This window comes from Streptococcus cristatus ATCC 51100 (assembly GCF_000222765.1).
Lineage (GTDB): Bacteria > Bacillota > Bacilli > Lactobacillales > Streptococcaceae > Streptococcus > Streptococcus cristatus.
Genome location: NZ_AFUE01000008.1, coordinates 2,501 through 28,376 on the forward strand (window position 1 = coordinate 2,501; position 25,876 = coordinate 28,376).

Below are 25,876 nucleotides of genomic sequence, written 5' to 3' on the forward strand. Positions count from 1 at the left end.
TTAACACACCAGATTGTGGCTCTGGCATGCGTGGGTTCGATCCCCATCACTCGCCTATTTCTTTTGATTATTGGGGTATCGCCAAGCGGTAAGGCAAGGGACTTTGACTCCCTCATGCGTTGGTTCGAATCCAGCTACCCCAGTTACTTTGCCGGCGTGGCGGAATTGGCAGACGCGCTGGACTCAAAATCCAGTGTCCGCAAGGACGTGCCGGTTCGACCCCGGCCGCCGGTATAGTAATTAAGACAAGGTTTTCGGATCTTGTCTTTTTTTACCAATTTTTATTTTTGATTTGTTTGAGATTATTTATTTTATAATCATTCTTTTGCTTTATCTACATTTTTTTTCTGGCTGTTTAGATACTAGTAAGGATTCTTGTTTGTAATAGTAAATGACTTATTCAACTCTTTCTAAGGAGAGAAGCATATGGCAATGATAGAAGTGGAACATCTTCAGAAAAATTTTGTGAAGACGGTCAAGGAACCAGGGTTAAAGGGGGCTTTGCGCTCCTTTATTCATCCTGAAAAGCAGACCTTTGAAGCAGTCAAGGATTTGACTTTTGAGGTGCCCAAGGGGCAGATTTTAGGCTTTATCGGGGCTAATGGTGCTGGGAAGTCAACAACGATTAAAATGCTGACTGGGATTTTGAAACCGACATCTGGTTTTTGTCGTATTAATGGCAAGATTCCGCAGGATAATCGCCAAGACTATGTCAAAGATATTGGAGTGGTCTTCGGGCAAAGAACCCAGCTATGGTGGGATTTGGCTCTGCAAGAGACCTACACGGTCTTGAAAGAGATTTACGATGTGCCAGACTCGCTCTTCCATAAGCGTATGGATTTTTTAAATGAAGTCTTGGATTTGAAGGATTTTATCAAGGACCCCGTGCGGACTCTTTCACTTGGCCAACGGATGCGGGCGGACATTGCGGCTTCCTTGCTCCACAATCCTAAGGTTCTCTTTTTAGATGAGCCGACCATTGGCTTGGATGTGTCGGTCAAGGACAATATTCGTCGGGCCATTACCCAAATCAATCAGGAGGAAGAGACCACTATTCTCTTGACCACTCACGACTTGAGCGACATTGAGCAACTTTGTGATCGGATTTTTATGATTGATAAGGGGCAAGAGATTTTTGATGGGACGGTGAGCCAGCTCAAGGAAACCTTTGGCAAGATGAAGACTCTTTCCTTTGAACTGCTACCAGGTCAAAGTCATCTCGTTTCTCACTATGAAGGCTTTTCGGATATGACCATTGATAGACAAGGAAATAGCCTTAATATTGAATTTGATAGTTCCCGCTACCAATCAGCTGATATTATCAAGCAAACCCTGTCTGATTTTGAGATTCGTGATTTGAAGATGTTGGATACGGATATCGAGGATATTATTCGTCGCTTCTACCGAAAGGAGCTCTAAGATGGTCAAATTGTGGCGACGTTATAAACCCTTTATCAATGCAGGGATTCAGGAGTTGATTACCTATCGAGTCAACTTTCTTCTTTATCGGATTGGCGATGTCATGGGTGCTTTTGTGGAATTTTATCTCTGGAAGGCTGTCTTTGATTCCTCGCAAGAGTCTTTGATTCAGGGTTTCAGTATGGCAGATATCACCCTCTACATCATCATGAGTTTTGTGACTAATCTTCTGACTAGGTCGGATTCTTCCTTTATGATTGGCGAGGAGGTCAAGGATGGTTCCATTATCATGCGTTTGTTGAGACCAGTGCATTTTGCAGCTTCTTACCTCTTTACGGAACTTGGATCCAAGTGGTTGATTTTTATCTCTGTTGGACTGCCATTTTTAAGTGTCATCGTATTGATGAAAATTTTATCTAGGCAAGGGGTTGTAGAAGTGCTAGGATTAACCATCCTTTATCTCTTTAGCTTAATCCTAGCCTACCTGATCAACTTTTTCTTTAATATCTGCTTTGGATTTTCAGCCTTTGTGTTTAAAAATTTATGGGGCTCTAATCTGCTTAAGAATTCTCTGATTGACTTTATGTCTGGGAGTTTGATTCCCTTGGCTTTCTTTCCAAAGATTGTATCAGATATTCTGTCCTTTTTGCCTTTTTCATCCTTGATTTACACTCCGGTCATGATCATTGTTGGGAAATACGATGCCAGTCAGATTCTTCAAGCACTCTTGCTACAGTTCTTCTGGCTCATAGTGATGGTGGGCTTGTCTCAGTTGATTTGGAAACGGGTCCAGTCATTCATCACCATTCAAGGAGGTTAGTATGAAAAAATATCAACGCATGCATCTGATTTTTATCAGACAATACATCAAGCAAATCATGGAATACAAGGTCGATTTTGTGGTGGGCGTGTTAGGTGTCTTCCTGACCCAAGGCTTGAACCTCTTGTTTCTCAATGTACTCTTTCAACATATTCCATCTCTAGAAGGCTGGACCTTTCAAGAGATTGCTTTTATCTATGGTTTTTCCTTGATTCCCAAGGGATTGGACCATCTCTTTTTTGATAATCTCTGGGCACTGGGGCAACGCTTGGTGAGAAAGGGAGAATTTGACAAATACCTGACTCGTCCTATCAATCCTCTCTTTCATATTCTGGTTGAGACCTTTCAGATTGATGCCTTGGGCGAACTTTTGGTCGGAGGCATTCTGCTAGCGACAACGGTCACCAGTATTAGCTGGACCTTTCCTAAATTCCTGCTTTTCCTAGTCTGTATTCCTTTTGCGACCTTGATTTATACTTCCTTGAAAATTGCGACAGCCAGTATTGCTTTTTGGACCAAGCAGTCAGGTGCCATGATTTACATCTTCTATATGTTTAATGACTTTGCCAAGTACCCGATTTCCATTTACAATTCGCTTCTTCGTTGGTTGATTAGTTTTATCGTGCCTTTCGCCTTTACGGCCTACTACCCTGCCAGCTATTTCTTGCAGGACAAGAATGGACTCTTTAACATTGGTGGTTTGATTCTGATTTCCCTTGTTTGCTTTTTCATTTCCCTCAAACTTTGGGATAGGGGTTTGGACGCCTACGAAAGTGCTGGATCGTAAGAGTGAGTATAAATAAAGGGCGATATGCATGCAGAAAGTCTATGAATAAGAGAACTATTAGATACAGTATAAGGACAAGGTTTGCGGCCTTGTCTTTTCTAATATATTTTAAGGTATCTATCTTTTAAATTTTACTTTTGGAATGAATAAATTCTACTTATCTTTCTAAAATGGTAGAATAGATTTAAGATTTGGTAAGAAGGAGAGCCTAATGAAATTGAGATTGGAAAATAAAGAATCTGAACGTGTCCAAGAACTTGGAAATTTAATCCGAGCCTATAATCGCTCTAAAAGGGAAGCTTCAACAAGTGAGCCTCTCAATATCTTTGTCGAAGATGAGGACGGAAATTTAATGGGCGGCCTAGTAGCCGAAACGTTTGGTTATTGGCTGGAAATTGAGTATTTATATGTGAGTGAGGCTTTACGAGGGCAAGGACTTGGCTCGGATATTTTGCAAAGGGCAGAAAAGGAAGCTCGTGACAGGAAGTGTAAGTATTCGTTTGTGGATACCTTCCATTTCCAAGCGCCAGATTTTTATAAAAAGCATGGCTATGAGGAAGTATTTAGATTAAAAGAATATCCTTATACAGGTGAGCGATATTATTATACGAAAGAGTTATAATTTATCCAAGGATAGATAGCAGATTTCTACCTGACAAATGTAGCGATTTTTGGTATAATATCATGAGGTGATTTTATGGCAAATTTGAATAGATATAAGTTTACATTTGGAAGCAAAACCTTAACTTTAACAACAGAACACGATAATCTTTTCATGGAAGAAGTGGAGCGGGTTGCTAAGGAAAAATATAAGGCCATTAAAGAGCAGATGCCTGCGGCGGATGATGAAGTCTTGGCCATTTTGTTGGCGATTAATAGTTTATCTACCCAGCTCAGCCGCGAGATTGAGTTTGATGATAAGGAAAAAGAATTGGAAAGCCTTCGTCACAAAATGCTTAGCGAATTAAGAGAAAAGTCAGCTAATACAGGGGAAAGATAGTGTTTGCGATTATTATTTTACTAATATTAGCTTGGAGCTTTTATATTGGCTACTCGCGTGGGATTGTTCTGCAGGGTTATTATGCTGCTATGACGATTGTATCCATGCTGGTGGCTGGAGCTCTATATCAGGACTTGGCTAAGTCTATCAGCTTGTGGGTGCCCTATGCTAGCGCTGTTAAAGGCAGCTCGACTTATTTCTTTGCAAGTTCTCAACTTTTCCATTTGGATAAGGTTTTTTATGCGGGGCTGGCTTATCTTCTTGTTTTTAGTCTTGTTTATATAGTAGGCCGCTTTTTGGGGATTTTTGTAAATTTAATTCCCTATCCGAATAAGTGGGATACCAAAGTTTTTAATATGGTCAGTGGGGCTATTGCGGTCTTCATCTCACTCTTTGTCATCGAGATGGGACTGACTATTTTAGCTACTGTGCCCATGTCCTTTATCCAAGAACGCTTAAATTCGAGTTTGCTGATTCGGTTTATTATCAATCACACGCCTGTAACTTCATCCATTTTACATGACCTTTGGGTCACAAAAATTATCGGATAATTAAGACTCAGTTGCCCTGTAGCTGAGTTTCTTTTTCAGTTTAAATCATATAGAAATAGAATGAACATGATGAATCATAAAATTTTAGAAACTTTGGAATTTGATAAAATTAAGGAACTTTTTTCTCCCTATCTGCTGACTGAGCTGGGAGGGTTGGAGTTGAAGCAGCTCCAGCCAAACAGTAAAAAAGAATCAATTGCTGCTGCTTTTTTGGAAATGTCCGATATGCGGCAGATTTTTGTGCAACATCCGCACTTTAGTTTGGGAGCCATTCAGGATATTAGGGGCTTAACCAAGCGCCTAGAGCTGGATAGTGACCTTAATATCGAGGAGTTTTTAGCCCTCAAGCGGATCTTGGCTGTGACGCATGAGCTGGTGTCCTTCTACGAGGACTTGGAAAATGTCCAATTGGAGCGTTTGGATCGCCTTTTTAACAATCTAGTAGAGTTTCCTAGTATTCAGGGGAGCCTGCAAGCTATCAATGATGGGGGCTTTCTCGAAAGTTTTGCTAGTGAAGAGTTGAGCCGTATTCGCCGGAAAATCCAAGAAAATGAAGTTCAGGTTCGAGATATTCTGCAAGAGATTCTCAAAACCAAGGGAGATATGCTAGCAGACCAAGTGGTGGCCAGTCGGAATGGCCGTAATGTACTACCTGTGAAAAATACCTACCGTAACCGTATTGCGGGTGTCGTTCACGATATTTCGGCCAGCGGAAGTACGGTTTACATTGAGCCGCGGGCGGTGGTCAATCTCAATGAAGAGATTGCCAGCAGTCGGGCGGACGAGCGCTATGAAATTCAGAGGATTTTGCAAGCTATGTCGGATATGATACGGCCTCATGCGGCTGAAATTGCCAACAATGCTTGGATTATCGGCCATCTAGATCTGGTGCGTGCCAAGGTCCGCTTCATGCAGGAGACGGGAGCGGTGGTGCCAGACCTGTCGGAAGAGCAGGACATCCAACTGCTCAGTGTCCGCCATCCACTGATTGAAAATGCAGTGGCTAATGACCTGCATTTTGGGCCTGATTTGACAGCGATTGTCATTACTGGGCCTAACACGGGTGGTAAGACCATCATGCTGAAGACCTTGGGCTTGGCTCAGATTATGGCTCAGTCAGGTCTGCCGATTCTGGCGGATAAGGGCAGTCGCGTCGGGATTTTCAGTCAGATTTTTGCAGACATTGGCGATGAGCAGTCGATTGAGCAGAGCCTGTCGACTTTCTCCAGTCACATGACTAATATCGTCTCTATTTTAGAGCAGGTTGATAGCGAGAGTCTGGTTCTGCTGGACGAGCTGGGAGCTGGGACTGACCCGCAAGAAGGAGCAGCTCTGGCGATTGCTATCTTAGAAGATTTGCGGCTAAGACAGATTAAAACCATGGCGACGACCCACTATCCTGAGCTCAAAGCCTATGGGATTGAGATGGATTGGGTGGAAAATGCCAGCATGGAATTTGATACAGATAGTTTGCGGCCGACCTATCGCTTTATGCAGGGAGTACCTGGCCGCTCCAATGCCTTTGAAATTGCTCGGCGTTTGGGCTTGTCGGAAGTTATCGTTGGCCACGCCCAAGAGCAGACCGATACAGACAGTGATGTCAATCGGATCATTGAGCGCCTGGAAGAGCAGACGTTGGAAAGCCGCAAGCGCTTGGATAATATCCGCGAAGTAGAGCAGGAAAATCTTAAATTTAACCGAGCCCTCAAAAAACTTTACAATGAGTTTAACCGAGAAAAGGAAACCGAGCTCAATAAGGCACGCTTGGAAGCCCAGGAAATCGTGGATATGGCGTTAGCGGAAAGCGAGAGCATTCTCAAAAATCTCCATGATAAATCTAGTCTCAAACCGCATGAGATTATCGAAGCTAAGGCTCAGCTTAAAAAGTTGGCACCAGAAACGGTTGATTTATCAAAGAATAAAGTGCTGCAGCAGGCTAAGAAAAATCGGGCGCCCAAGGTGGGAGATGATATCCTGGTCACCAGCTATGGTCAGCGGGGAACTTTGGTCAAGCATCTCAAAGACGGGCGCTGGGAGGCCCAGGTCGGTCTTATCAAGATGACTCTAGAAGAGCAGGAATTTAACTTACTCAAGGCTGAAAAGGAGCAGCAGCCTAAGCGTAAGCAGGTCAATGTGGTCAAGCGGTCCAATACTAATGGACCCAAAGCTAGGCTGGATCTGCGTGGCAAACGCTATGAAGAGGCCATGGAAGAGCTTGATGCCTTTATCGATCAAGCACTCCTCAATAACATGGCTCAGGTGGATATTATCCACGGTATCGGAACGGGTGTCATCCGTGAAGGGGTGACCAAATACCTCCGCCGTAACAAGCAGGTCAAGTCCTTTGGCTATGCCCCGCAAAATGCTGGTGGCAGTGGCGCGACGATTGTAATCTTTAAGTAGGGAAGCATAGGGTAGTCCGTAGCAAATATTTTCTTTTCCTCTGGGTTTGGTGTACAATATTATCAAAAGTAAGCAATAAAAGGAGAAAATTTATGGTAGCAGCAGTTACAGATGCAACATTCGCTGAAGAGACAAAAGACGGACTGGTTCTGATTGATTTTTGGGCAACTTGGTGCGGTCCCTGTCGTATGCAGGCGCCTATCTTGGAGCAGTTGGCAGAGGAAGTTCATGAAGATGAACTGAAAATCCTTAAAATGGATGTGGATGAAAATCCTAATACTGCCCGTGAATTTGGTATTATGTCCATTCCGACCCTTCTGTTCAAGAAAGACGGTCAAGTCGTGAAGCAAGTAGCCGGTGTTCATACGAAGGAGCAACTGAAGGCTATTTTGGCAGAGTTAAGCTAAGCAAGAAGCCTCAGGGCTTCTTTTTGTGTTAAAAAACGTTTACATGTTTAAAGTTTGTTATAAAACATTGACAAAAACCGAATATTATTTTAAAATAATAGAAAATTTAGAATAAACACCGAATGAAGTTTTTCAGAAATAAGCGTTTGAATCTTATGACTGTGAAATGGACGGAACTCTGGAGAGACCATGATTGGCACCGAAGGGGCAAGGCAGGCAACTGCTCAAACTCTCAGGTAAAAGGACAGAGCAAGGGAAGGACAGGAGTAGGTCATTCTCAGGCATCCAGAGTACATGTGTAAACATGTACTTTTCTTTTTCTCGGTGTGGAAAAGGAGCATAAGACTTATGTTGAAGTTGCTGAATCAAATTGATTCTTTGGTCTGGGGGCCTCCCCTTTTGATTTTATTAGTTGGAACAGGAATTTATCTGACTCTTCGTCTGAGGTTGTTACAGATTTCGCGTCTTTCTCGAGCCTTTCGCCTAATTTTTGTATCCGGAGAGGATCATCATGGAGACGTGTCAAGCTTTGCGGCTCTCTGTACGGCTCTGGCTGCGACTGTGGGAACGGGAAATATCATTGGAGTGGCAACTGCCATTAAAACCGGTGGACCGGGCGCCCTCTTCTGGATGTGGGTGGCTGCTTTCTTTGGGATGGCGACGAAGTATGCCGAAGGCCTCTTAGCTATCAAGTACCGCCGCAAGGATGCTCATGGTGCTATGGCGGGCGGACCCATGCACTATATCCTATTAGGAATGGGCGAGAAGTGGCGCCCGCTGGCCATCTTTTTCGCGATAGCTGGTATCTTGGTGGCTCTCTTGGGGATTGGGACCTTTACGCAGGTCAATTCCATCACAGAGGCCATGCAGAATACCATTCAGCTGCCTCCAGCTGTGACAGCTTCTATCTTGGCTATTTTGGTGGCTCTGGTTATTTTCAGCGGCATCCAGTCTATTGCCCGAGTATCGACCAAGGTTGTGCCCTTTATGGCAGCGATTTATATCTTGGGGACTGTGACTGTCTTAGCGGTCAATCTAGATCGATTGCTGCCAACCCTCCAACTGGTCTTTAGTTCTGCTTTTAGTCAGACGGCTGCTGTCGGTGGCTTTGCCGGTGCGACCATCCAGATGGCAATTCAAAACGGGGTCGCGCGTGGAGTTTTCTCCAATGAATCTGGCTTGGGATCAGCCCCTATTGCAGCGGCGGCAGCTCGGACCAAGGAACCGGTAGAACAGGGCTTGATTTCTATGACCGGAACCTTCATTGATACCCTGATCATTTGTAGTTTGACAGGATTGACGATTTTAATTACAGGAGTCTGGGATGGCAATCTTAATGGTGTGTCTTTGACTCAGGCAGCCTTTGCGACTGTCTTTGCCAATTTTGGTCCAATCCTTCTATCCGTTTTTCTAGTTCTGTTTGCTTTTACCACTATTTTAGGCTGGAACTACTACGGTGAGCGCTGCTTTGAGTTCCTGTTTGGTGTCAAATATATTCGCTTGTACCGAATTATCTTTGTTGCTATGGTGCTCTTAGGGGGCTTTATTGAGCTAGAAGCAGTTTGGGTCATTGCCGATATTGTCAATGCCTTGATGGCCTTGCCAAATCTGATTGCTCTTTTGGCCTTATCTCCGGTTATTATTGCTGAGACCAAAAAGTATTTTGACAAGAAGGGCTGAGTTTCCATTTGCTGGATTTTTGAAAGAAGATTTTCTTGCTAAAGCTGCTTTGCCAGCTTTAGTTTTTTATGGCTGGGAAATCTCTCGTCTTTTGTTATTGGTCAAAACATGGTATAATGAAGTATTAAGATTCTAGGAGGAAATGACATGCGTTGTCCCAAATGTGGCGGAAGCAAATCAAGTGTGGTTGACAGCCGGCAGGCAGAAGATGGAAATACAATCCGTCGTCGCCGTGAATGCGAGGAATGCCAGCATCGTTTTACAACTTATGAGCGCGTGGAAGAAAGAACCCTAGTCGTTGTCAAAAAAGATGGGACGCGTGAGCAGTTTTCTCGGGATAAGATATTTAATGGAATCATCCGCTCCGCTCAGAAGCGTCCGGTCTCAAGTGACGAGATCGAAGAATTGGTCAATCGGATTGAGCAAAAACTTCGCAGTCAGAGCGAAAATGAAATTGCTAGCGAATATATTGGCTCTCTGGTCATGGATGAGCTGGCCGAGCTGGATGAGATTACCTATGTCCGTTTTGCCAGTGTTTATCGGAGTTTTAAGGATGTTGGCGAGCTGGAAAGCCTTTTGAAGCAGATTACCAAGGGTTCTAAGAAGAAAAAGGAAAAATAAGGGCTTATGAAACCAAATGATCATTTTTCTTTCTTGTCTAATAACCAGGTCAGTCAGGATATGAGCGGGCTGACCCGTTATTATCTACCTATTGTGGGCAAGGATGCAGTGGCGCTTTATCTTTATCTGGTTTCTTTTTGGGATAACGGAGCTCAGCAACGACTTTTCAGCCATATTTTAAATCATCTTGATTTTGGTATGGAAGTGTTGGAGAGGAGCTTGGAACGTCTATCAGCTATTGGCTTGCTAGAGCTTTTCCAGACGGAGACGGGATTTTTCATCCGACTCTATCCAACCTTGTCCGCTGAGGACTTCTTTGCTCATCATGTGTACAGTAGTCTTTTGGAGAAAAAGATTGGTCAGGCGGCAGTAGACAAGCTACGACCAGAAAATCCAGCTGGACAAAAAATCGGTGCTTCTTTTAGCCAGATTTATGGCATGGAAGAGGTCGGTCCGACGAGAACCAGTCGCCAGAATGATTTTGACTTGACGCATTTTAAACAGAGAATGGCTCAGGATGGCTTGCGTTTTGCGGATGAAAAATCGGATCTCTTGGACTTGTTTGCTATTGCGGAGCAGAAGAAATGGACCTGGTATGAGACCTATGTCTTAGCGCGTGAAACGGCTGTGTCACATGTGATTTCGACGAAACGGATGCAGCAAAAGATTCAGCAGAAACCAGTCTCGGGAGATTTTTCTCAGCAAGAGCAGTCCATTATCCGTGAGGCTAAAAGCAAGCAGCCCTTGCTCTTTTTGGCAGAAATCAAGAAAACCCGTCAAGCGGCCATTACGCGTAGTGAACGGAAGTTGATTCGGGATTTGGCAGAGATGGGGCTTTTGGATGAAGTTATCAATATCATCCTGCTACTGACTTTTAATAAGGTAGATTCGGCCAATCTCAATGAGAAGTACGCCCTCAAGGTGGCCAATGACTTTTCTTATCAAAAGGTGACCTCGGCTGAAGAGGCAGTCCTGAAAATCCGTGAGCGTAATCAGCAGACGAATAGTCGTCCTGCGCAAGTCAGCCCAGCTGCTGCTAAAAGCAATGTGCCGAACTGGAGTCAGCCGGATTACAAGAATGAAACCAGCTTAGAAAAACAAGCGGAACTAGAAGAACAAAAAAGAAGACTTTTAGCGAGACTGGAAGAGGGAGGCGATTAAATGGAAAAAATAGGACAGGCAATGCCTCATATGAATAAGGTGAAGCAGTTTGATTATCAAAAATTAGTCCAGCAGATTTTAGCAGATCCAGATATCGCCGCCTTTATCAGTCGAGAACAACTGTCTCCAACCGAAATTCAACGGAGCATTTCTAAGTTCAATCAATTCATTACCGAACGAGATCGTTTCCTGCTAGAAGATCAGAACTATATTGCTAAGGGTTATAAGCCAATTTTGGTGAAAAATGAAGGCTATGCGGATGTTGCCTATGAGGAAACACCTGAGTTGATCGAGCAGGAGAGACAGGAAGCGATTAGAAACCGTCTCAACCTCATCAATCTACCCACCAGTCTAAAAGAAGCTAGTTTGGCCAAAGTAGACTTAGACGATGTCGGTCGTTACAAGGCTTTTGAACTCTTGACCAGTTTTGTTGCGGATTTTCCGCATTATCAGAAGGCTGTTTATCTCTACGGAGATTTCGGCGTAGGTAAGAGCTACATGATGGCTGCGCTGGCACATGATTTGTCAGAAAAACGTAGTGCTTCAACGACTCTGCTTCACTATCCAAGCTTTGTTTTGGATGTTAAAAATGCTATCAGTTCCGGCTTGGTCAAGGACAAGATTGACCAGGTCAAGATAGCTCAAGTGCTGATTTTGGACGATATCGGTGCAGAGCAGTCTAGCCCTTGGATGAGAGATGAGATTTTGCAGGTCATTCTCCAGCACCGCATGCAGGAAAATCTGCCAACTTTCTTTACTTCTAACTTTAGTTTTGCAGATTTGGAGCGTCACTTTGCTAATTCTAAGAATGGCGATGAGACCTGGCAAGCTAAGCGGGTTATGGAGCGGATTAAGTTTTTAGCTCAAGAAGTACACCTAGAAGGAGAAAATCGCCGATGAATGAAACAATTAACTTAATGAAGGCTCATACGTCTGTTCGGCGCTTTACGAAAGAGCAGATTTCGGATAAGGAATTACGTGCCATCATTGATGCTGGGCGGGCTGCGTCCAGCTGGAAGAATTTTCAGTCCTATTCGATCATTGTAGTGCGAAGCAAAGAGAAAAAAGAAGCCCTCTTTGACTTGGTGCCCCAAGAAGCCATTCGGCAGTCTTCGGCCTTCCTGCTTTTTGTTGGCGACCTCAATCGTGCTCAAAAGGGCGTTCACATGCATACGGAAGACTTTTATCCTGAGGGAACAGAAAATCTCCTGATTAGCTCAGTAGATGCTGCTTTAGCTGGACAAAATACTCTGTTAGCAGCTGAAAGTTTGGGTTATGGCGGCGTTATTATTGGTTTAGTTCGCTATGAAGCTTCAAAAATTGCCCAGCTCTTTAATCTGCCAGACTATACTTATCCAGTTTTCGGCATGGCTTTAGGAAAGCCTAATCAAAACCATGCTGTCAAACCACGTCTGCCTTATGAAGCGGTGGTCTTTGAGGAAGAATACTGTGAGCAACTCAGCTCAGTCATCGAGGCCTATGACCGTGTGCAGGCTGAGTATGCTGGTGAGAGAGCACAGGATACTTGGAGCCAGCGTTTGGCAGCCCAATTTGGTCAGGAGCCGAATCAAGCGATTGACCAACTATTCAAAGAAAAGAAATTAGAAAAATAAGGCGGAGCTCAGCTCGGTCCTAAAGAATGAAAGAGGAAAAACATGGCTTTACCAACTATTGCCATTGTCGGCCGTCCCAATGTCGGCAAGTCAACGCTATTTAACCGGATTGCGGGTGAGCGGATTTCCATTGTGGAAGACGTGGAAGGGGTTACTCGTGACCGCATCTATGCGACGGCAGATTGGCTGAATCGTAAGTTTAGTATTATTGATACAGGCGGAATTGACGATGTTGATGCGCCTTTTATGGAGCAAATCAAGCACCAAGCTGAGATTGCTATGGACGAGGCTGATGTTATCGTTTTTGTCGTGTCTGGCAAGGAAGGTATCACGGATGCGGACGAGTATGTCGCTCGCATGCTCTATAAGACCCACAAGCCGATTATCTTGGCGGTTAATAAAGTGGATAATCCCGAAATGCGCAATGAAATCTATGATTTCTATGCTCTGGGCTTGGGCGATCCATTTCCAGTATCTTCTGTCCATGGGATTGGTACAGGGGATGTTCTGGATGCTATCGTTGAAAATCTTCCACATGAAGAAGTCGTCGAAAATCCTGATATGATTAAGTTTAGCTTGATTGGCCGTCCTAATGTCGGTAAGTCCAGCTTGATCAATGCCATCTTGGGTGAGGATCGGGTCATTGCCAGTCCTGTGGCTGGTACCACGCGTGATGCTATTGATACGGTCTTTACAGACAGTGAAGGTCAGGAATTTACCATGATCGATACGGCTGGTATGCGCAAGTCAGGCAAGGTCTATGAAAATACAGAGAAATACTCTGTTATGCGGGCTATGCGGGCGATTGACCGCTCAGATGTCGTTCTGATGGTGCTGAATGCCGAAGAAGGAATTCGTGAGTACGACAAGCGAATCGCTGGCTTCGCTCATGAAGCAGGTAAAGGTATTGTTATCGTCGTCAATAAGTGGGATACGCTGGAAAAAGATAACCATACCATGAAAGACTGGGAAGAAGATATTCGTGACCAGTTCCAGTACTTGTCTTATGCCCCGATTATTTTTGTCTCTGCCCTGACCAAGCAGCGTCTCCATAAGCTGCCAGACATGATTAAGCAAATTAGTCAGAGTCAAAATACCCGTATTCCGTCAGCGGTACTCAATGATGTCATCATGGATGCTATCGCGATTAATCCGACGCCGACTGACAAGGGCAAACGTCTCAAAATTTTTTATGCGACTCAGGTTGCGACCAAACCGCCGACCTTTGTCATCTTTGTCAACGAAGAAGAGCTCATGCACTTCTCTTACCTGCGTTTCTTGGAAAATCAAATCCGCAAGGCCTTTGTCTTTGAGGGAACACCGATTCACTTGATTGCAAGGAAGCGGAAGTAGGACTTGCTTCGGACTGTTTATAAAGAAAAAATAAGAGCGATTTCAGGGAATTCATGGGCGGAAGCTTATCCTTAAATCCTTAAATTTGCTAGCTCAAAATTTGGAATAGACTGATGAGGGAAACTGAATTTGCAAAATTGAGTTTCTCTCATTTTTTAATGATGAGCTTTCTCCGTCTCAAGTCGGATTTGAGCTTAAAAAATGGTTTTTAAAAGAGTTTTAGCCTTAATTATGGTAAAATAATATCTGAATACTATTAGCTATCAAATGAATTGAATGAGGTCTTTATGATGAAAATCGGAATCGATCAAATCGGTTTTGCGACCAGCAATTATGTTTTAAAATTAGATCATCTGGCTGAGGAGCGGGGCATTGATCCCAACAAGCTCAGCAAGGGATTATTGATGAAGGAGATCAGCATTGCTCCTTTAACTGAGGATATTGTCACTTTGGGTGCGACAGCGGCTGAGCAAATCTTGACTGTTGAGGACAAGAAGGCCATTGATATGGTCATTGTCGCAACAGAGTCTAGCATCGACCAAAGCAAGGCGGCTTCGGTCTTTATTCATGGTCTTTTAGGCATTCAGCCCTTTGCTCGTAGCTTTGAAATTAAAGAGGCCTGCTATGGCGCAACTGCTGCTCTAGACTATGCCAAACTGCATATCAGACAATATCCAGAAAGCAAGGTCTTGGTCATCGCTAGTGACATTGCCAAATATGGAAAGGAAACGCCAGGCGAGCCGACTCAAGGCGCAGGCGCTGTCGCTATGTTGATCAGTCAAAATCCACGCATCCTTGAATTCAATGAAGATAATGTGGCTCAGACTCGTGATATTATGGATTTCTGGCGTCCAAATTACTCTACGACTCCTTACGTCAATGGTGTTTACTCAACCCAGCAGTACCTGGATTGTCTCAAGACGACTTGGAACGAATACCAAAAGCGTCATGGTTTAGCTTTGGGAGACTTTGCAGCGGTTTGTTTCCATCTTCCCTATCCAAAATTGGCGCTGAAGGGGCTGAATAAAATTATGGATAAAAACTTGTCTCAGGAGGAGCAAAAAGGCCTGCAAGAAAACTTTGACAAGTCTATTCTCTATAGCCAAAAGGTCGGAAACATCTACACAGGCTCCCTCTTTTTAGGGCTCTTGTCCCTCTTAGAAAACTCTGAAAATCTTAAGGCTGGTGACAAGATTGCTCTCTTTAGTTATGGGAGTGGCGCTGTGGCCGAGATTTTTAGTGCCAATCTGGTAGAAGGTTATGAAAAACAATTGACGACTAATCGTTTAGAGCAATTGAATCAACGTCAAGAACTGACGGTTGCTGCTTATGAAGAGCTTTTCTTTGCAGAAGCTCAGCTGGATGAAAACGGCTCAGCTGTTTTTTCTGACTACGATGACCAAGTTTACGCCTTGGTTCAAATCGATCAACACCAGCGCAAGTATATCAAAGTTGAGAAATCATCATGAAAATAAATTGGACCGGATTTTCTAAAAAAACGCCTGCAGAGCGACTAGAGTTTCTGAAAGCCCATGAGCTACTCCAGGCTGAGAATTGGCAAAATCTTGCTAATCAAAGCCATTTGCCGCTGGAGACAGCCAATCAAATGAGTGAAAATGTGCTTTCTGTTTTGGCTTTGCCTTATTCGATTGCACCGGACTTTCTCATAGATGGGCAGGTTTATCAGGTACCTTTTGCAACAGAGGAGCCCTCTGTCGTTGCTGCTGCTAGTTTTGCAGCAAAAATCATTCAGCGCAACGGCGGTTTCAAGACCAAGATTCATAATCGGCAGATGGTTGGGCAGGTCGCACTCTATGATGTGCCCGATGTAGCTAAAGCCCTGGAGCAGATCCAAAATGAGAAGTCAGCTTTATTAGAATTGGCAAATCAAGCCCATCCTTCCATCGTCAAGCGAGGAGGTGGGGCGCGTGACTTGCGAACGGATTTCCTGGGGGGAGAGACAGATTTTCTAGTTGTCTACCTTGTCGTGGACACTCAGGAAGCCATGGGTGCCAATATCCTTAATACAATGCTAGAAGCCCTAAAAGAACGATTAGAGGAGCTAACAGGTGGACAGAGCTTGATGGCCATCCTGTCTAACTATGCGACTGAGGCGCTCGTAACAGCCTCTTGTGAAATTGATTTCCACTCACTCAGTCGAGACAAGGCAGAAGCTGAACGAACTGCTCAAAGAATCGCTTTAGCTAGTCAGTTTGCAAAGCAGGATCCTTATCGGGCCAGCACGCATAATAAAGGTATTTTCAACGGAATTGATGCAGTTCTTTTGGCGACAGGTAATGACTGGCGGTCCATTGAAGCTGGGGCCCATGCCTATGCTGCTCGTGATGGCCGTTATCAAGGATTGAGTAACTGGGAGGCCAATCTAGAGGAAAGAAAACTCTATGGCCAGTTGACTCTACCCATGCCGGTTGCGGCCAAGGGAGGTTCCATTGGTCTTAATCCAATGGTCGTCGCTAGTTTTGATTTATTGGGGCAACCGACAGCCAAAGAATTAGCTTCGATTATCGCTTCTGTTGGTTTAGCGCAAAATTTTGCGGCTTTGAGAGCACTGGTGACCACGGGAATTCAGGCTGGCCACATGAAGCTCCAAGCTAAATCTCTAGCTTTATTGGCCGGTGCTCAGGAAGATGAGATTGCTGCTGTTGTTGCAGAACTTCTCAAAGAGAAGCAATTTAATCAGGCAAAAGCTAAGGAAATTCTAACTAAAATTCGTAAAGAAAAATGAGTCAATATGTATTGACTCATTTTTTATAGTGCAGAGGATGTTTCTTCAGGTAGCTGTAAATCTTTAAGACAACCGTCCCGCTAGCCATGCCGATAGAGATGACCAAGGCTAGGATGACGACCAAGGTAGCATTGACCATAGCATGACTGTAATCACCTGTCACAAAGAAGGCAGTTGTCCGATAGGAAATATATCCAGGTACTAGAGGCGCTAGAATGGCCAAAATAAAGACGACAGCCGGCGTTCTATAGATGATGCTGAGGATTTGGCTGGTACAGGAACCAATGATAGCAGCCACGAAGGTTGCAATGATAACATTGGTCGGCCCCTTGAGTAGGAGATAGAGTAGCCAAGTAGCCATTCCTAAAACTCCGCCAGGAATCAGCATACTACGCTGGACATTTAGAACGATTAGAAAAGTGATGATAGCCAGTAGGCTGGCCAGAGCTTGTAGTAAGAAAGTCAAGATTGTCATAGGCTTATTTCATAAGAATGAGGGCGACAGAAGTACCGGCCCCGAGAGCAAGGGTAATGAGGAGCGATTCAAAGAGTTTGCTCATTCCAGAGTTGATATGGTTGGTCATGATATCTCTAACTGAGTTGGTCAGAGCGATTCCTGGGACGAAGGGCATAACAGCTCCTGCGATGATCAAGTCTGCTGTTGAATCGAATCCTGAGTAGCGAGCCCAGATCTGGGCTAATAATCCGAAGACAAAAGCTCCAGCAAAGGCTGAAACAAAAGGAATTCGAATATATTTATCGACATAAAGGGAGAAAGAGAAGCCAAATAGAGTCGCGATACCGGCTCCAAGAGCATCGTAAAAATTTCCACCAAACATGATAGAAAAGAAAGGAGCACTGAGCGTGGCTGCTGTAATGAGTTCTCTTTTGCTATAAGGAACCCCTTTCGTTTTAAGTGCCCTTAGTTGTTCAAGAGCCTCTTCCAAATTGATTGCTCCACTGACTAATTGCCGAGAAACCTGATTGACATCGCAGACTTTCTCGATATTGTAGTTCATATGGATATTTCGCTTCATTCGAGAAATATTAGTATTTTCAATTGAAAAGAATATGGCAACGGGCATGGCTAAGGCATTGCAGTCCAGGATGCCTTGTGAATGGGCAATCCGGATCATAGTGTCTTCGACCCGATAAATCTCTGAGCCGCTTTGTAATAGCAAGGTCCCAGCTAGCATGATAACATCGACGGCCAGATTAAGATTTTTTTCATCTGTAGACATTTTCTCAGCCATTATATCCCCTTTTTTCTTTTCATTTCACAATAACTCTATTATAACATAAATGCTCAAAGCTATCTCTCCAAAGCAAAAGAAAACCAGCTGATTTTCAGCTGGTTTTACAATTAGGAAAGAGGCTTAGCTAAGTGCATCATCCATAGAAAGAACTTCGTGGAAGACACGTTGAGTCAATTCAGTCTTTTGCTCTGGAGTGAGGTATTTAGTGTTTACACAGTATCCAGAGATACGTACGATAACATCTTCGCCAGACATGATCTTGTCGTAAACATCTTGCAAGTCCATAACGTTCAAGTTAACGTGTTGTCCACCGTTTTCAAAGTAACCATCAAGGATTGTTACCAAGTTATCAACTTGTTCGTCACGAGTCTTACCAAGAGCACGAGGTGAAACTTGAGTTGTCAATGAGATACCATCAGCTGCATAACCAAAGTCCAAGCTAGCAAGTGAGTTCAAGTTTTGCAACCAGCCACCTTTAGCTTTGTTAGATGGGTTAGCACCTGGTGAGAAGAATTCAAGTTTAGACAAGTTCACAGAACCATCTTCGTTGAGGTATACACCTTTGTGGACTGGTGAGTTACCAGTTTGTTTAGAGTAAGCAACGTTAGATGTGATTGTCAAAAGTGATACAGTAGCTTCTGCGTCTTTGTAAAGTTTGTGGCTACGTAGACGAGTTGTGTAAGCTTCGATCAACCATTCTGCCAATTCGTTTGAACGTGGGTCATCTTCACCCCAACGTGGGTATTCACCGATTGTTTCGTAATCGTAGATGTAGCCATTTTCGTCACGGATTGGTTTAACTGTAGCGTACTTGATAGCTGACAATGTGTCAACAGTGTTAGCGAATCCGCAGATACCGAATCCCATGTTAGCACGTTGTTTAGTTGGCAAGAATGCCATTTGAACAGCTTCATAGTTGTACTTGTCAGTCATGTAGTGGATGATGTTCAAAGCATCTACATAAGTGTCAGTCAACCAGTCAAGTGATTTTTCAAAGTTCGCTTTAACTGATTCAAATTCAAGAACTTCGTCACGGATAGGATCGATGTCAAATACTTTGTAGTCTTTGTGAACATCGTCGTAACCACCGTTCAAACCAGTAAGAAGGGCTTTAAGAACGTTCACACGAGCACCGAAGTACTGGATGTTGTGACGTTGATCTTCGTTTTCTGGGTCAAGTGGTGACACACAGCATGAGATACAGCTCATTTCTCCGTATCCGTCTTTAGCCATTGTTGTTACACCTTCGTATTGGATAGAAGAGTGTTTGTGGCTCATATGCATACAGTAGCGACGGAATGAGTATGGAAGTTTGTCAGTCCAGAGAACTGTCAAGTTTGGCTCTGGAGAGTTACCGATATTGTCAAGAGTGTTCAAGAAACGGTAGTCCATCTTAGTAACACGGTGACGACCGTCGTTACCCATACCAGCCATAGAAGTTGTGATGAAGGTTGGGTCACCTGAGTACAATTGGTCATAAGCTTTTGTACGAGCAAACTTCACTGTACGAAGTTTCATAACGAAATCATCAACAAATTCTTGAATTTCTGATTCAGTAAATGTACCACGAGCAAGGTCACGTTCTGCAAAGATGTCGAGTACGATTGGCACACGTCCTAGAGATGTAGCAGCACCGTTGATCACACGGCAGACAGCCATGAAGGCGATGTTAACCCATTGGATCGCTTCTTTAACATTCATCGCTGGTTTGCGAACGTCAACACCGTAAAGGTCACCCAAGCGAACGACTTGTTGCAAAGCTTGGTATTGAAGGTTTACTTCTTCACGAAGGCGGATTGTTTCTTCGTCGATTTCTTTGATCGCATTCCAGTCGTTGACCTTTTCTTGCATCAAGTAGTCTGCACCGTAAAGAGCAAGACGTGCGTAAACACCGATGATACGTCCACGTGAGTAGGCATCTGGAAGACCAGTTACAGTGTGGGCGTGACGAGCACGACGGATGTTAGAAGTATAAGCACGAAAAATACCGTCGTTAACAGTTGTCACATATTTTGTGAAAATTTCGTGAACAGCTGGATCAGGTTCATAACCATTTTCCTTCAAAGTTGTTTCAGCCATACGGATACCACCTTTTGGCATGAAGTTCAATTTGAAGAGTTCATCGTTTTGAATACCGTAAATTAGTTCGTTATCTCTGTCGATATAACCAGCAGGGATATCTGCAATAGATGTTGGACGAGTGTCCATTGGGAAACGAGTTTCTTCGTAGTGAGCTTTTGTTTCTTCTACGATTTTCTTGATGTGGAGTGAGCGCTCAGTAGGACCTGCCAAGAAGCTTTCATCTCCATCATAAGGTGTGTAGTTGGCTTGAACGAAGCGAGAAACACTTGCTTTCTCTTTCCAGTCTTCACCTTTGAAGCCTTCCCAAGCTTTGTCAAAAATATCTTGAGCTTCCACAACTGTTTTAACAACCATTAGATTTTCCTCTTTATTCTAGCAACATAAACTGTTACATTTATAATTAAAGTATATCATAAGGTAATCGGTTTCACAAACGAATTTCAGTGCTAAAAGAGGCTTTCTTTTATAATACAGATTGATATTTTATTGCAAACTGTTTTATAATTTTGAAAATGGTAAATGAAAATAGTAGAAAGAAGCTGACTAGCTGAACTATTTTATACTTATTTTGAATGTTACTATGGAGAAATTTGTCCAATACTGAAATTCTTATTTTAACACTTTATCTATGTACTTCAGAAAGTTTCTCACATTTTCCGGTCTTGCTTTTGAATAAAAATCCTTTGAAACTTGCTTTAAAAATGATAAAATTTGCTAAAGATCTATTCTAACTTATAGGAGCCGGCATGCTAATTTTTCCGCTAATTAATGACACATCGCGAAAGATCATTCATATTGATATGGATGCTTTTTTTGCTTCGGTCGAAGAGCGGGATAATCCTAAGCTCAAGGGAAAGCCTGTGATTATCGGTAGTGATCCGCGTCAGACGGGTGGACGTGGTGTGGTTTCGACTTGTAATTATGAAGCCAGAAAGTTCGGAGTTCATTCGGCTATGAGCTCCAAGGAAGCCTACGAGCGTTGCCCGCAGGGAATTTTTATTTCGGGAAATTATGAAAAATATCAAACAGTTGGTTTGCAGATTCGAGAGATTTTCAAGCGCTACACGGATAAAATTGAGCCCATGAGCATCGACGAGGCTTATCTGGATGTGACGAAAAATAAGTTGGGTATCAAATCTGCAGTCAAAATTGCCAAGCTGATCCAGCACGATATCTGGAATGAGCTGCAACTGACGGCTTCGGCAGGCGTTTCTTATAATAAGTTTCTAGCCAAGATTGCTAGTGATTATGAGAAGCCGCACGGTCTGACTGTTATTTTACCCGAAGAGGCAGAGGCCTTTTTGGCGTCTATGGACATTGCCAAGTTTCATGGGGTGGGTAAGAAGAGTGTCGAGAAACTGCATAAAATGGGTGTTTATACTGGTGCAGATCTGCTCAAGATATCGGAAATGACCTTGATTGATAAGTTCGGCCGCTTTGGCTTTGATCTCTACCGGAAAGCGCGTGGTATCAGCAATAGTCCGATCAAGTCCAATCGTATTCGCAAGTCTATCGGTAAGGAGCGGACCTATGCCAAATTGCTCCATGGCGAGGAGGATATAAAAAAAGAACTATCTCGCTTGGCAGCTAAGGTCGCTTTCAGCTTAGAGAAACACCAGAAAGCTGGCAAGACGGTTGTCCTCAAAATCCGCTATGCTGACTTTTCAACTCTAACTAAAAGGAGGACCTTGGAGCAAGAAACGAAGGAAGTCGAAGTGATTGAGCGGGTTAGTCATGAAATCTATGACAGCCTGGAAGAGCAGCCGCGAGGCGTTCGTTTATTAGGACTGACAGTGACGGGGTTTGGATAAGAATGTAAAAGAGTCTGGGACATAACTATCTCAGACTCTACTGTTTTAAAGGGGAATATTTGATAAGGCACTCTTGGTCGAATCTGAGTAAAGAAGGAACTTGTGAGGCTTTCTTAGTAAGGTTCTGTGACAGCATAAAAAGTAAAACCTATTGGATTCGGTTTCCATTTAATTGCCATCGCCAAAAATACTGTGAATATCTTCTTCTGTTATACCAATCATAGGATCAATTTTCTGGAAGTTTTCTTCTGTTAGGATATAGTTTTCCACAGGCGGTTCGCTGTTATCCACAGGATTGTGGATAATTTCTTGAGGGGGTTCTACATCTCCAAAACGTTCAATCAGGTAGGTTTTGCGGGCTGTTCCAGTATTCTTTACAGCGTAGTCAAAGGCTGACTTTTCCCCAAGTAGGATCAGTTTGCTCTTGGCTCGGGTAATAGCGGTGTAGACCAGATTGCGCTGGAGCATGCGGTGGCTGCTTCGGGTAATGGGAAGGATAACCACGGGAAACTCGCTGCCTTGAGACTTATGGATGCTCATGGCATAGGCTAGGCGAATTTTGTACCATTCGCTGCGCTGGTAGCTAATTTCATTGCCGTCAAAGTTGATGGTTAATTCATCCTGCTTGGAGTCGGTGTACTTAGCTGGGAGCAGGTCGACGATGTAGCCTAAGTCACCGTTAAAGACATTGCTTTCGGCATCATTGACCAAGTGGATGACCCGGTCTCCTTGTCGATATTGGCAATCGGGTGCCTCAAAGGTCAGCTGATCTTTTTCCACAGGATTGATCAGATTTTGCATGAGGCTGTTTATCTGGTCAATGCCTGCCTGTCCGCGGTACATGGGAGCCAGCACTTGTACATCCTGAGCTGGGATGCCGCTGCGAATAGCTGCGCTGGTAATTCGTTCAATCATGGGCGGGATGTGTTCATTTCGAGCTTCGAAATAGGAACGATCCGCTTTTTTCTCAGTAAAATCTTCTGGTAGTAGTCCTTTTTGGATTTGACTAGCCAGAGTGACAATGGTCGAATCTTGGCTCTGACGGTAAATTTTTTCCAGCTTGGTTTGGGGAATGCTCGGTATTTGCAGTAGGTCAGCTAATACCTGACCAGGACTGACAGAGGGCAACTGCTCTGCATCCCCAACCAAGAGCAGTTTGGTATTGGAAGAGATATTACTGAGGAGCTGATTGGCCAGCCAAGTGTCCACCATGGAGAACTCGTCTACGATGATAAAGTCAGCATCCAGATAATCATCCAAATGACTGGTATCATCATCTCCAGTCATACCGAGATGTCGGTGGATCGTAGCGCTGGGTAGTCCAGTCAATTCGTTCATACGGCGAGCAGCTCGACCAGTCGGAGCAGCAAGGAGAATGGGCAAATCTGCCTTCTTTTTCAAATCCAAGCCCCGAATCTGGCTATAGACAGCGATGATACCATTGATAACCGTTGTTTTTCCTGTTCCTGGTCCACCCGTCAGGATAAAGACTTTTTGTGTGATAGCGTCGAAAATGGCTTGCTTCTGAATCTGATCATAGTGGATGCCTAGGTCATCTTCAGCTTGGCTGATGGCATTGAGGATTTTTTCGTCTTTAAAGCGATCCTGACGGCCTTTTTCCAAGAGGCGGACCAGATTGCTGCGGATGCCTTCCTCGGCAAAGAAGAGGCTGTTTTCAAAAATCTTGGTCTCAACATTTTGGACTTTGTCTTCTTCAATCAGGTGTGCCAATTCATCGGCTACCAGACTGGGGTCTAGCTCTACTTGGCGCGAACTTTCCAAAAGCTCAATAGTACGAGCCAATAGGTCTCTAGCTTCCAAATAGGTATCTCCAGTTTCCATACATTGGGTCAGAAGGGTATGAATCAAGCCAGCCCGAAAACGCTCAGGAGCATCACTTTCAATTCCCAACTGCTGGGCCAGCTGGTCAGCGATTTTAAAACCGATACCTTGGATATCTTCAACCAGTCGGTAGGGATAGTGCTCGACGATTTCCAGCGTTTCTTCCTTGTAGGTTTCCTGAATCTGAAAGGCTAGTTTGTTAGGAATGCCGTAGGCGGCCAGCTTAGCTAAGACCAGCTCTGTTCCATAGTTGAGTTGCAATTTGGCCACAAAGGCTTCTCGATTTTTGGCGGAAAGGCCAGTGATTTCTTTGAGTTTTTCTGGCTCAGCTAAAATCTTATCAATGGTTTCGTCCCCATAAAGATCCACAATTTTTGGGCTGTCTTGACCCCGATACCTTTAAAGTGATCACTGGAAAAATATTTAACCAGCCCCTTGCTAGTCGGTTTTGCCCTCTCGTAGCGGGAAATTTTTAGTTGCTGTCCGTACTTTGGATGTTGGACCAGGTTGCCCCAAAATGTATAATCCTCGCCTTCGATAATATCGGCCATGGTTCCGGTCACGATAATCTCAAAATCATCAAAATCTTCACAATCCGTGTCTTGGATATCCAAGAGGAGGATTCGAAAGAAATTGCTGGGATTTTCAAAAATGATGCGCTCAATAGTGCCTGAAAAATAAAATTCTGTCATTGTTTCTATATGCTCTTTAAAAAGCAAACCCAGCTGAGTAGTCAACTGAGTTTGGATGGAGTATACTCTTAAGTATTAGTAAGTCTTGAAAGGTAGGATTGGCCAGATACGAAATTTAGCCTCGCCTTGAATCTGACTGGATTTAAAGGCACCCACTTGACGGCTATCCTTGGACACGATACGATCGTCACCTAAAAGTAGGTACTCATTATCTAAGAGTTTAATGGTAAAGACGGGGCTACCTTCCTTGTCCACGGTAAAGGCCTGGGCTTGAGAGGCCAGCTTGCGGAAGAAAGTTCCGTTGTCCGTGTAATCCTTGCCTACATAAGTAGACTGGAGCTTGTCCTTTTTGAATTTCTTGATGTATTCGGTTAAGTAAGGTTCATCAGTTTTTTTACCATTGATATAAAGGGTGTCGTTTTCGTACTGAATGGTATCGCCCGGAAGACCAATCACTCGCTTGACGACTTCTTTCTTTTTGCCATCGTCATCCTTTTCAGAGGCTACGACAATATCGAAGCGATCAATGGACTGGTGTTTCAAAACCATCAAATATTCCCCATTGGCTAAGGTTGGGTCCATAGAGTGGCCGTCTACCTTGACAGGTGCCCAGAGCAGCCAGCGAGTGAGTAAGATGACAGAGATAATCAGGGTAAAGACTCCCCACTCCTTGAGGAAGGCACGGAAGTCAAAGCGTTTGTTTTTCATAGTCTACCTTTCTAAGAGCTTTTTAGCTTTTTCTGTATTTTTAAAATGAAGTTTAGCGGTATGCTGGAGGCCAGCCATTCCATAGGCTTGGAGGATTTGGCTAGCAACCTGGTCGCTCTTGCTTCCAGCTCCACTCGGAAGGGTATAGCCAAGCTCTTGACTCAGATTTTCCAGATTTTCCAGAAAGAGGTCGCGGGCGATAATGGAGCTAACAGCGACAGCTAGAAACTTTCCTTCCGCTTTCTCAATGAGACTAACAGGATTAGGGAAATGATTCTTTTCATTTTGTAGGTATTTGTCATAATTCTGCTGACTGGTAAAGGCATCGATAACTATTTTTTCTGGTCTTAACCTTTTTTGTAACAGCAGATAAATGGCTTGATTGTGAAGAGCTACCTTGACAGATACGGCATTGTAACCAGAGGCAACCACTTCGTTATATTTTTCTGGAGACAGGAGCAGAGCCTGATGTTGGATTTCCTTTTTCAAAATCGGTGCCAGTTGCCGAATCTTAAGGTCGGTCAAGGCCTTCGAATCGCCCACGCCCAACTTACGCAAGAAAGCGTGCTGTTCTGGACTGACAAAGGAAGCAACAACTGCTAAACCACCAAAGTAAGAGCCATTTCCGACCTCATCCGTACCTATAAGGGAGATCTTCTGAGAAGTCTTGCTGGCTTCCTCGGCTTGATGGCCGAAAAAAGCAGCATAGTGACCAGCTTTTTCTCCTTGGAAAAGAACCTTGCCAGAAGTATAGATACTGACAGTTGCCTGGTTCAATTTCAGTAGATATTGGATATACTGATTTTTACTAGGCACAAGCTTGTCTTGATATTTCTGGACAAAAGCCTCAATTTCTGCTCGTTTAGGACTCAAAGTAATACTTTCCATAGCCCCTATTGTACCACAAAATGAAACTAGGGAAAA

22 protein-coding genes, 3 tRNA genes, 1 pseudogene and 1 riboswitch (1 of these 27 only partly in view) are annotated in these 25,876 nt (G+C 43.9%); of the genes and pseudogenes, 20 read left to right on the top strand and 6 right to left on the bottom strand.

Annotated elements, in window-relative coordinates; genetic code table 11:
• From HMPREF9960_RS06765 to HMPREF9960_RS06855, 19 genes are all read left to right on the top strand, one after another.
• Positions 1-55 (top strand) — tRNA-His (locus HMPREF9960_RS06765) (it extends 18 nt beyond the left edge of the window).
• Positions 56-71: 16 nt separating this feature from the next.
• Positions 72-143, top strand: a tRNA-Gln gene (locus tag HMPREF9960_RS06770).
• 7 nt (positions 144-150) lie between these two features.
• Positions 151-234: transfer RNA gene (locus HMPREF9960_RS06775), tRNA-Leu, on the top strand.
• Between the two features lie 192 nt (positions 235-426).
• Complete coding sequence (locus tag HMPREF9960_RS06780; RefSeq protein WP_005591120.1) at positions 427-1,419, top strand: ABC transporter ATP-binding protein; 993 nt, start codon at positions 427-429, stop codon at positions 1,417-1,419.
• A 1-nt stretch (position 1,420) separates the two neighbouring features.
• Positions 1,421-2,239 (top strand): ABC transporter permease, encoded by an 819-nt coding sequence (locus HMPREF9960_RS06785; RefSeq protein WP_005591119.1) that lies wholly within the window; start codon positions 1,421-1,423, stop codon positions 2,237-2,239.
• Position 2,240: 1 nt separating this feature from the next.
• Entirely contained in the window at positions 2,241-3,026 is a 786-nt protein-coding gene (locus tag HMPREF9960_RS06790; RefSeq protein ID WP_005591118.1) for an ABC transporter permease, read from the top strand.
• 211 nt (positions 3,027-3,237) lie between these two features.
• Positions 3,238-3,648 carry a GNAT family N-acetyltransferase gene (locus HMPREF9960_RS06795; RefSeq protein WP_005591117.1) on the top strand — a complete coding sequence of 137 codons (411 nt, stop codon included), beginning with the start codon at positions 3,238-3,240 and terminating at the stop codon, positions 3,646-3,648.
• Between the two features lie 75 nt (positions 3,649-3,723).
• Positions 3,724-4,026, top strand: a complete 303-nt coding sequence (locus HMPREF9960_RS06800) for a hypothetical protein (protein WP_005591116.1) — start codon at positions 3,724-3,726, stop codon at positions 4,024-4,026.
• A complete protein-coding gene (locus HMPREF9960_RS06805) occupies positions 4,026-4,577 on the top strand; it encodes a CvpA family protein (RefSeq protein WP_005591115.1) in 552 nt (183 codons plus the stop codon). The genes HMPREF9960_RS06800 and HMPREF9960_RS06805 overlap by 1 nt, the downstream gene beginning before the upstream one ends.
• 69 nt (positions 4,578-4,646) lie before the next feature.
• Entirely contained in the window at positions 4,647-6,980 is a 2,334-nt protein-coding gene (locus tag HMPREF9960_RS06810) for an endonuclease MutS2 (RefSeq protein ID WP_037586325.1), read from the top strand.
• Between the two features lie 92 nt (positions 6,981-7,072).
• Entirely contained in the window at positions 7,073-7,387 is a 315-nt protein-coding gene (gene trxA / locus HMPREF9960_RS06815) for a thioredoxin (RefSeq protein ID WP_005591113.1), read from the top strand.
• 168 nt (positions 7,388-7,555) lie between these two features.
• A riboswitch (glycine riboswitch) is annotated at positions 7,556-7,645 on the top strand.
• 90 nt (positions 7,646-7,735) lie between these two features.
• Entirely contained in the window at positions 7,736-9,067 is a 1,332-nt protein-coding gene (locus tag HMPREF9960_RS06820; RefSeq protein WP_005591112.1) for an alanine/glycine:cation symporter family protein, read from the top strand.
• Positions 9,068-9,214: 147 nt separating this feature from the next.
• The gene (gene nrdR / locus HMPREF9960_RS06825; RefSeq protein WP_005591110.1) at positions 9,215-9,688 is read left to right on the top strand and encodes a transcriptional regulator NrdR; all 474 of its coding nucleotides are present in this window, start codon (positions 9,215-9,217) and stop codon (positions 9,686-9,688) included.
• A gap of 6 nt (positions 9,689-9,694) precedes the next feature.
• Positions 9,695-10,849 (top strand): replication initiation and membrane attachment family protein, encoded by a 1,155-nt coding sequence (locus HMPREF9960_RS06830; protein WP_005591109.1) that lies wholly within the window; start codon positions 9,695-9,697, stop codon positions 10,847-10,849.
• Positions 10,850-11,749 carry a primosomal protein DnaI gene (gene dnaI / locus HMPREF9960_RS06835; RefSeq protein ID WP_005591108.1) on the top strand — a complete coding sequence of 300 codons (900 nt, stop codon included), beginning with the start codon at positions 10,850-10,852 and terminating at the stop codon, positions 11,747-11,749.
• Positions 11,746-12,462 carry an NADPH-dependent oxidoreductase gene (locus tag HMPREF9960_RS06840; protein WP_005591107.1) on the top strand — a complete coding sequence of 239 codons (717 nt, stop codon included), beginning with the start codon at positions 11,746-11,748 and terminating at the stop codon, positions 12,460-12,462. The genes dnaI and HMPREF9960_RS06840 overlap by 4 nt, the downstream gene beginning before the upstream one ends.
• Positions 12,463-12,504: 42 nt before the next feature.
• Positions 12,505-13,815 (top strand): ribosome biogenesis GTPase Der, encoded by a 1,311-nt coding sequence (gene der, locus HMPREF9960_RS06845; protein ID WP_005591106.1) that lies wholly within the window; start codon positions 12,505-12,507, stop codon positions 13,813-13,815.
• A 290-nt stretch (positions 13,816-14,105) separates the two neighbouring features.
• A complete protein-coding gene (locus HMPREF9960_RS06850; RefSeq protein WP_037586327.1) occupies positions 14,106-15,284 on the top strand; it encodes a hydroxymethylglutaryl-CoA synthase in 1,179 nt (392 codons plus the stop codon).
• A complete protein-coding gene (locus tag HMPREF9960_RS06855) occupies positions 15,281-16,561 on the top strand; it encodes a hydroxymethylglutaryl-CoA reductase, degradative (RefSeq protein ID WP_005591104.1) in 1,281 nt (426 codons plus the stop codon). Before HMPREF9960_RS06850 ends, HMPREF9960_RS06855 begins: the two co-directional genes overlap by 4 nt.
• 16 nt (positions 16,562-16,577) lie before the next feature.
• On the opposite strand, the gene HMPREF9960_RS06860 is transcribed toward HMPREF9960_RS06855, so the two are convergent.
• The 3 genes from HMPREF9960_RS06860 to pflB form a co-directional block, all read right to left on the bottom strand.
• Entirely contained in the window at positions 16,578-17,036 is a 459-nt protein-coding gene (locus tag HMPREF9960_RS06860; protein ID WP_005591103.1) for a threonine/serine exporter family protein, read from the bottom strand.
• Between the two features lie 4 nt (positions 17,037-17,040).
• Positions 17,041-17,814: a threonine/serine exporter family protein gene (locus tag HMPREF9960_RS06865; protein WP_005591102.1), complete on the bottom strand. Its 774-nt coding sequence runs from the start codon at positions 17,812-17,814 to the stop codon at positions 17,041-17,043.
• A gap of 123 nt (positions 17,815-17,937) precedes the next feature.
• Positions 17,938-20,253 carry a formate C-acetyltransferase gene (pflB, locus tag HMPREF9960_RS06870; RefSeq protein ID WP_005591101.1) on the bottom strand — a complete coding sequence of 772 codons (2,316 nt, stop codon included), beginning with the start codon at positions 20,251-20,253 and terminating at the stop codon, positions 17,938-17,940.
• 392 nt (positions 20,254-20,645) lie between these two features.
• On the opposite strand from pflB, the gene dinB reads away from it, so the two are divergent.
• Positions 20,646-21,710, top strand: coding sequence for a DNA polymerase IV (gene dinB / locus HMPREF9960_RS06875; protein ID WP_005591099.1), 1,065 nt, complete (start codon positions 20,646-20,648; stop codon positions 21,708-21,710).
• A 168-nt stretch (positions 21,711-21,878) separates the two neighbouring features.
• Here dinB and recD2 read toward each other — a convergent pair.
• From recD2 to rnhC, 3 genes and pseudogenes are all read right to left on the bottom strand, one after another.
• A pseudogene (gene recD2 / locus HMPREF9960_RS06880) lies at positions 21,879-24,244 on the bottom strand (SF1B family DNA helicase RecD2).
• 75 nt (positions 24,245-24,319) lie between these two features.
• Positions 24,320-24,952: a signal peptidase I gene (lepB, locus tag HMPREF9960_RS06890; RefSeq protein WP_005591096.1), complete on the bottom strand. Its 633-nt coding sequence runs from the start codon at positions 24,950-24,952 to the stop codon at positions 24,320-24,322.
• Positions 24,953-24,955: 3 nt separating this feature from the next.
• Positions 24,956-25,840 (bottom strand): ribonuclease HIII, encoded by an 885-nt coding sequence (gene rnhC, locus HMPREF9960_RS06895; protein WP_005591095.1) that lies wholly within the window; start codon positions 25,838-25,840, stop codon positions 24,956-24,958.
• Between the last annotated feature and the right edge of the window lie 36 nt (positions 25,841-25,876).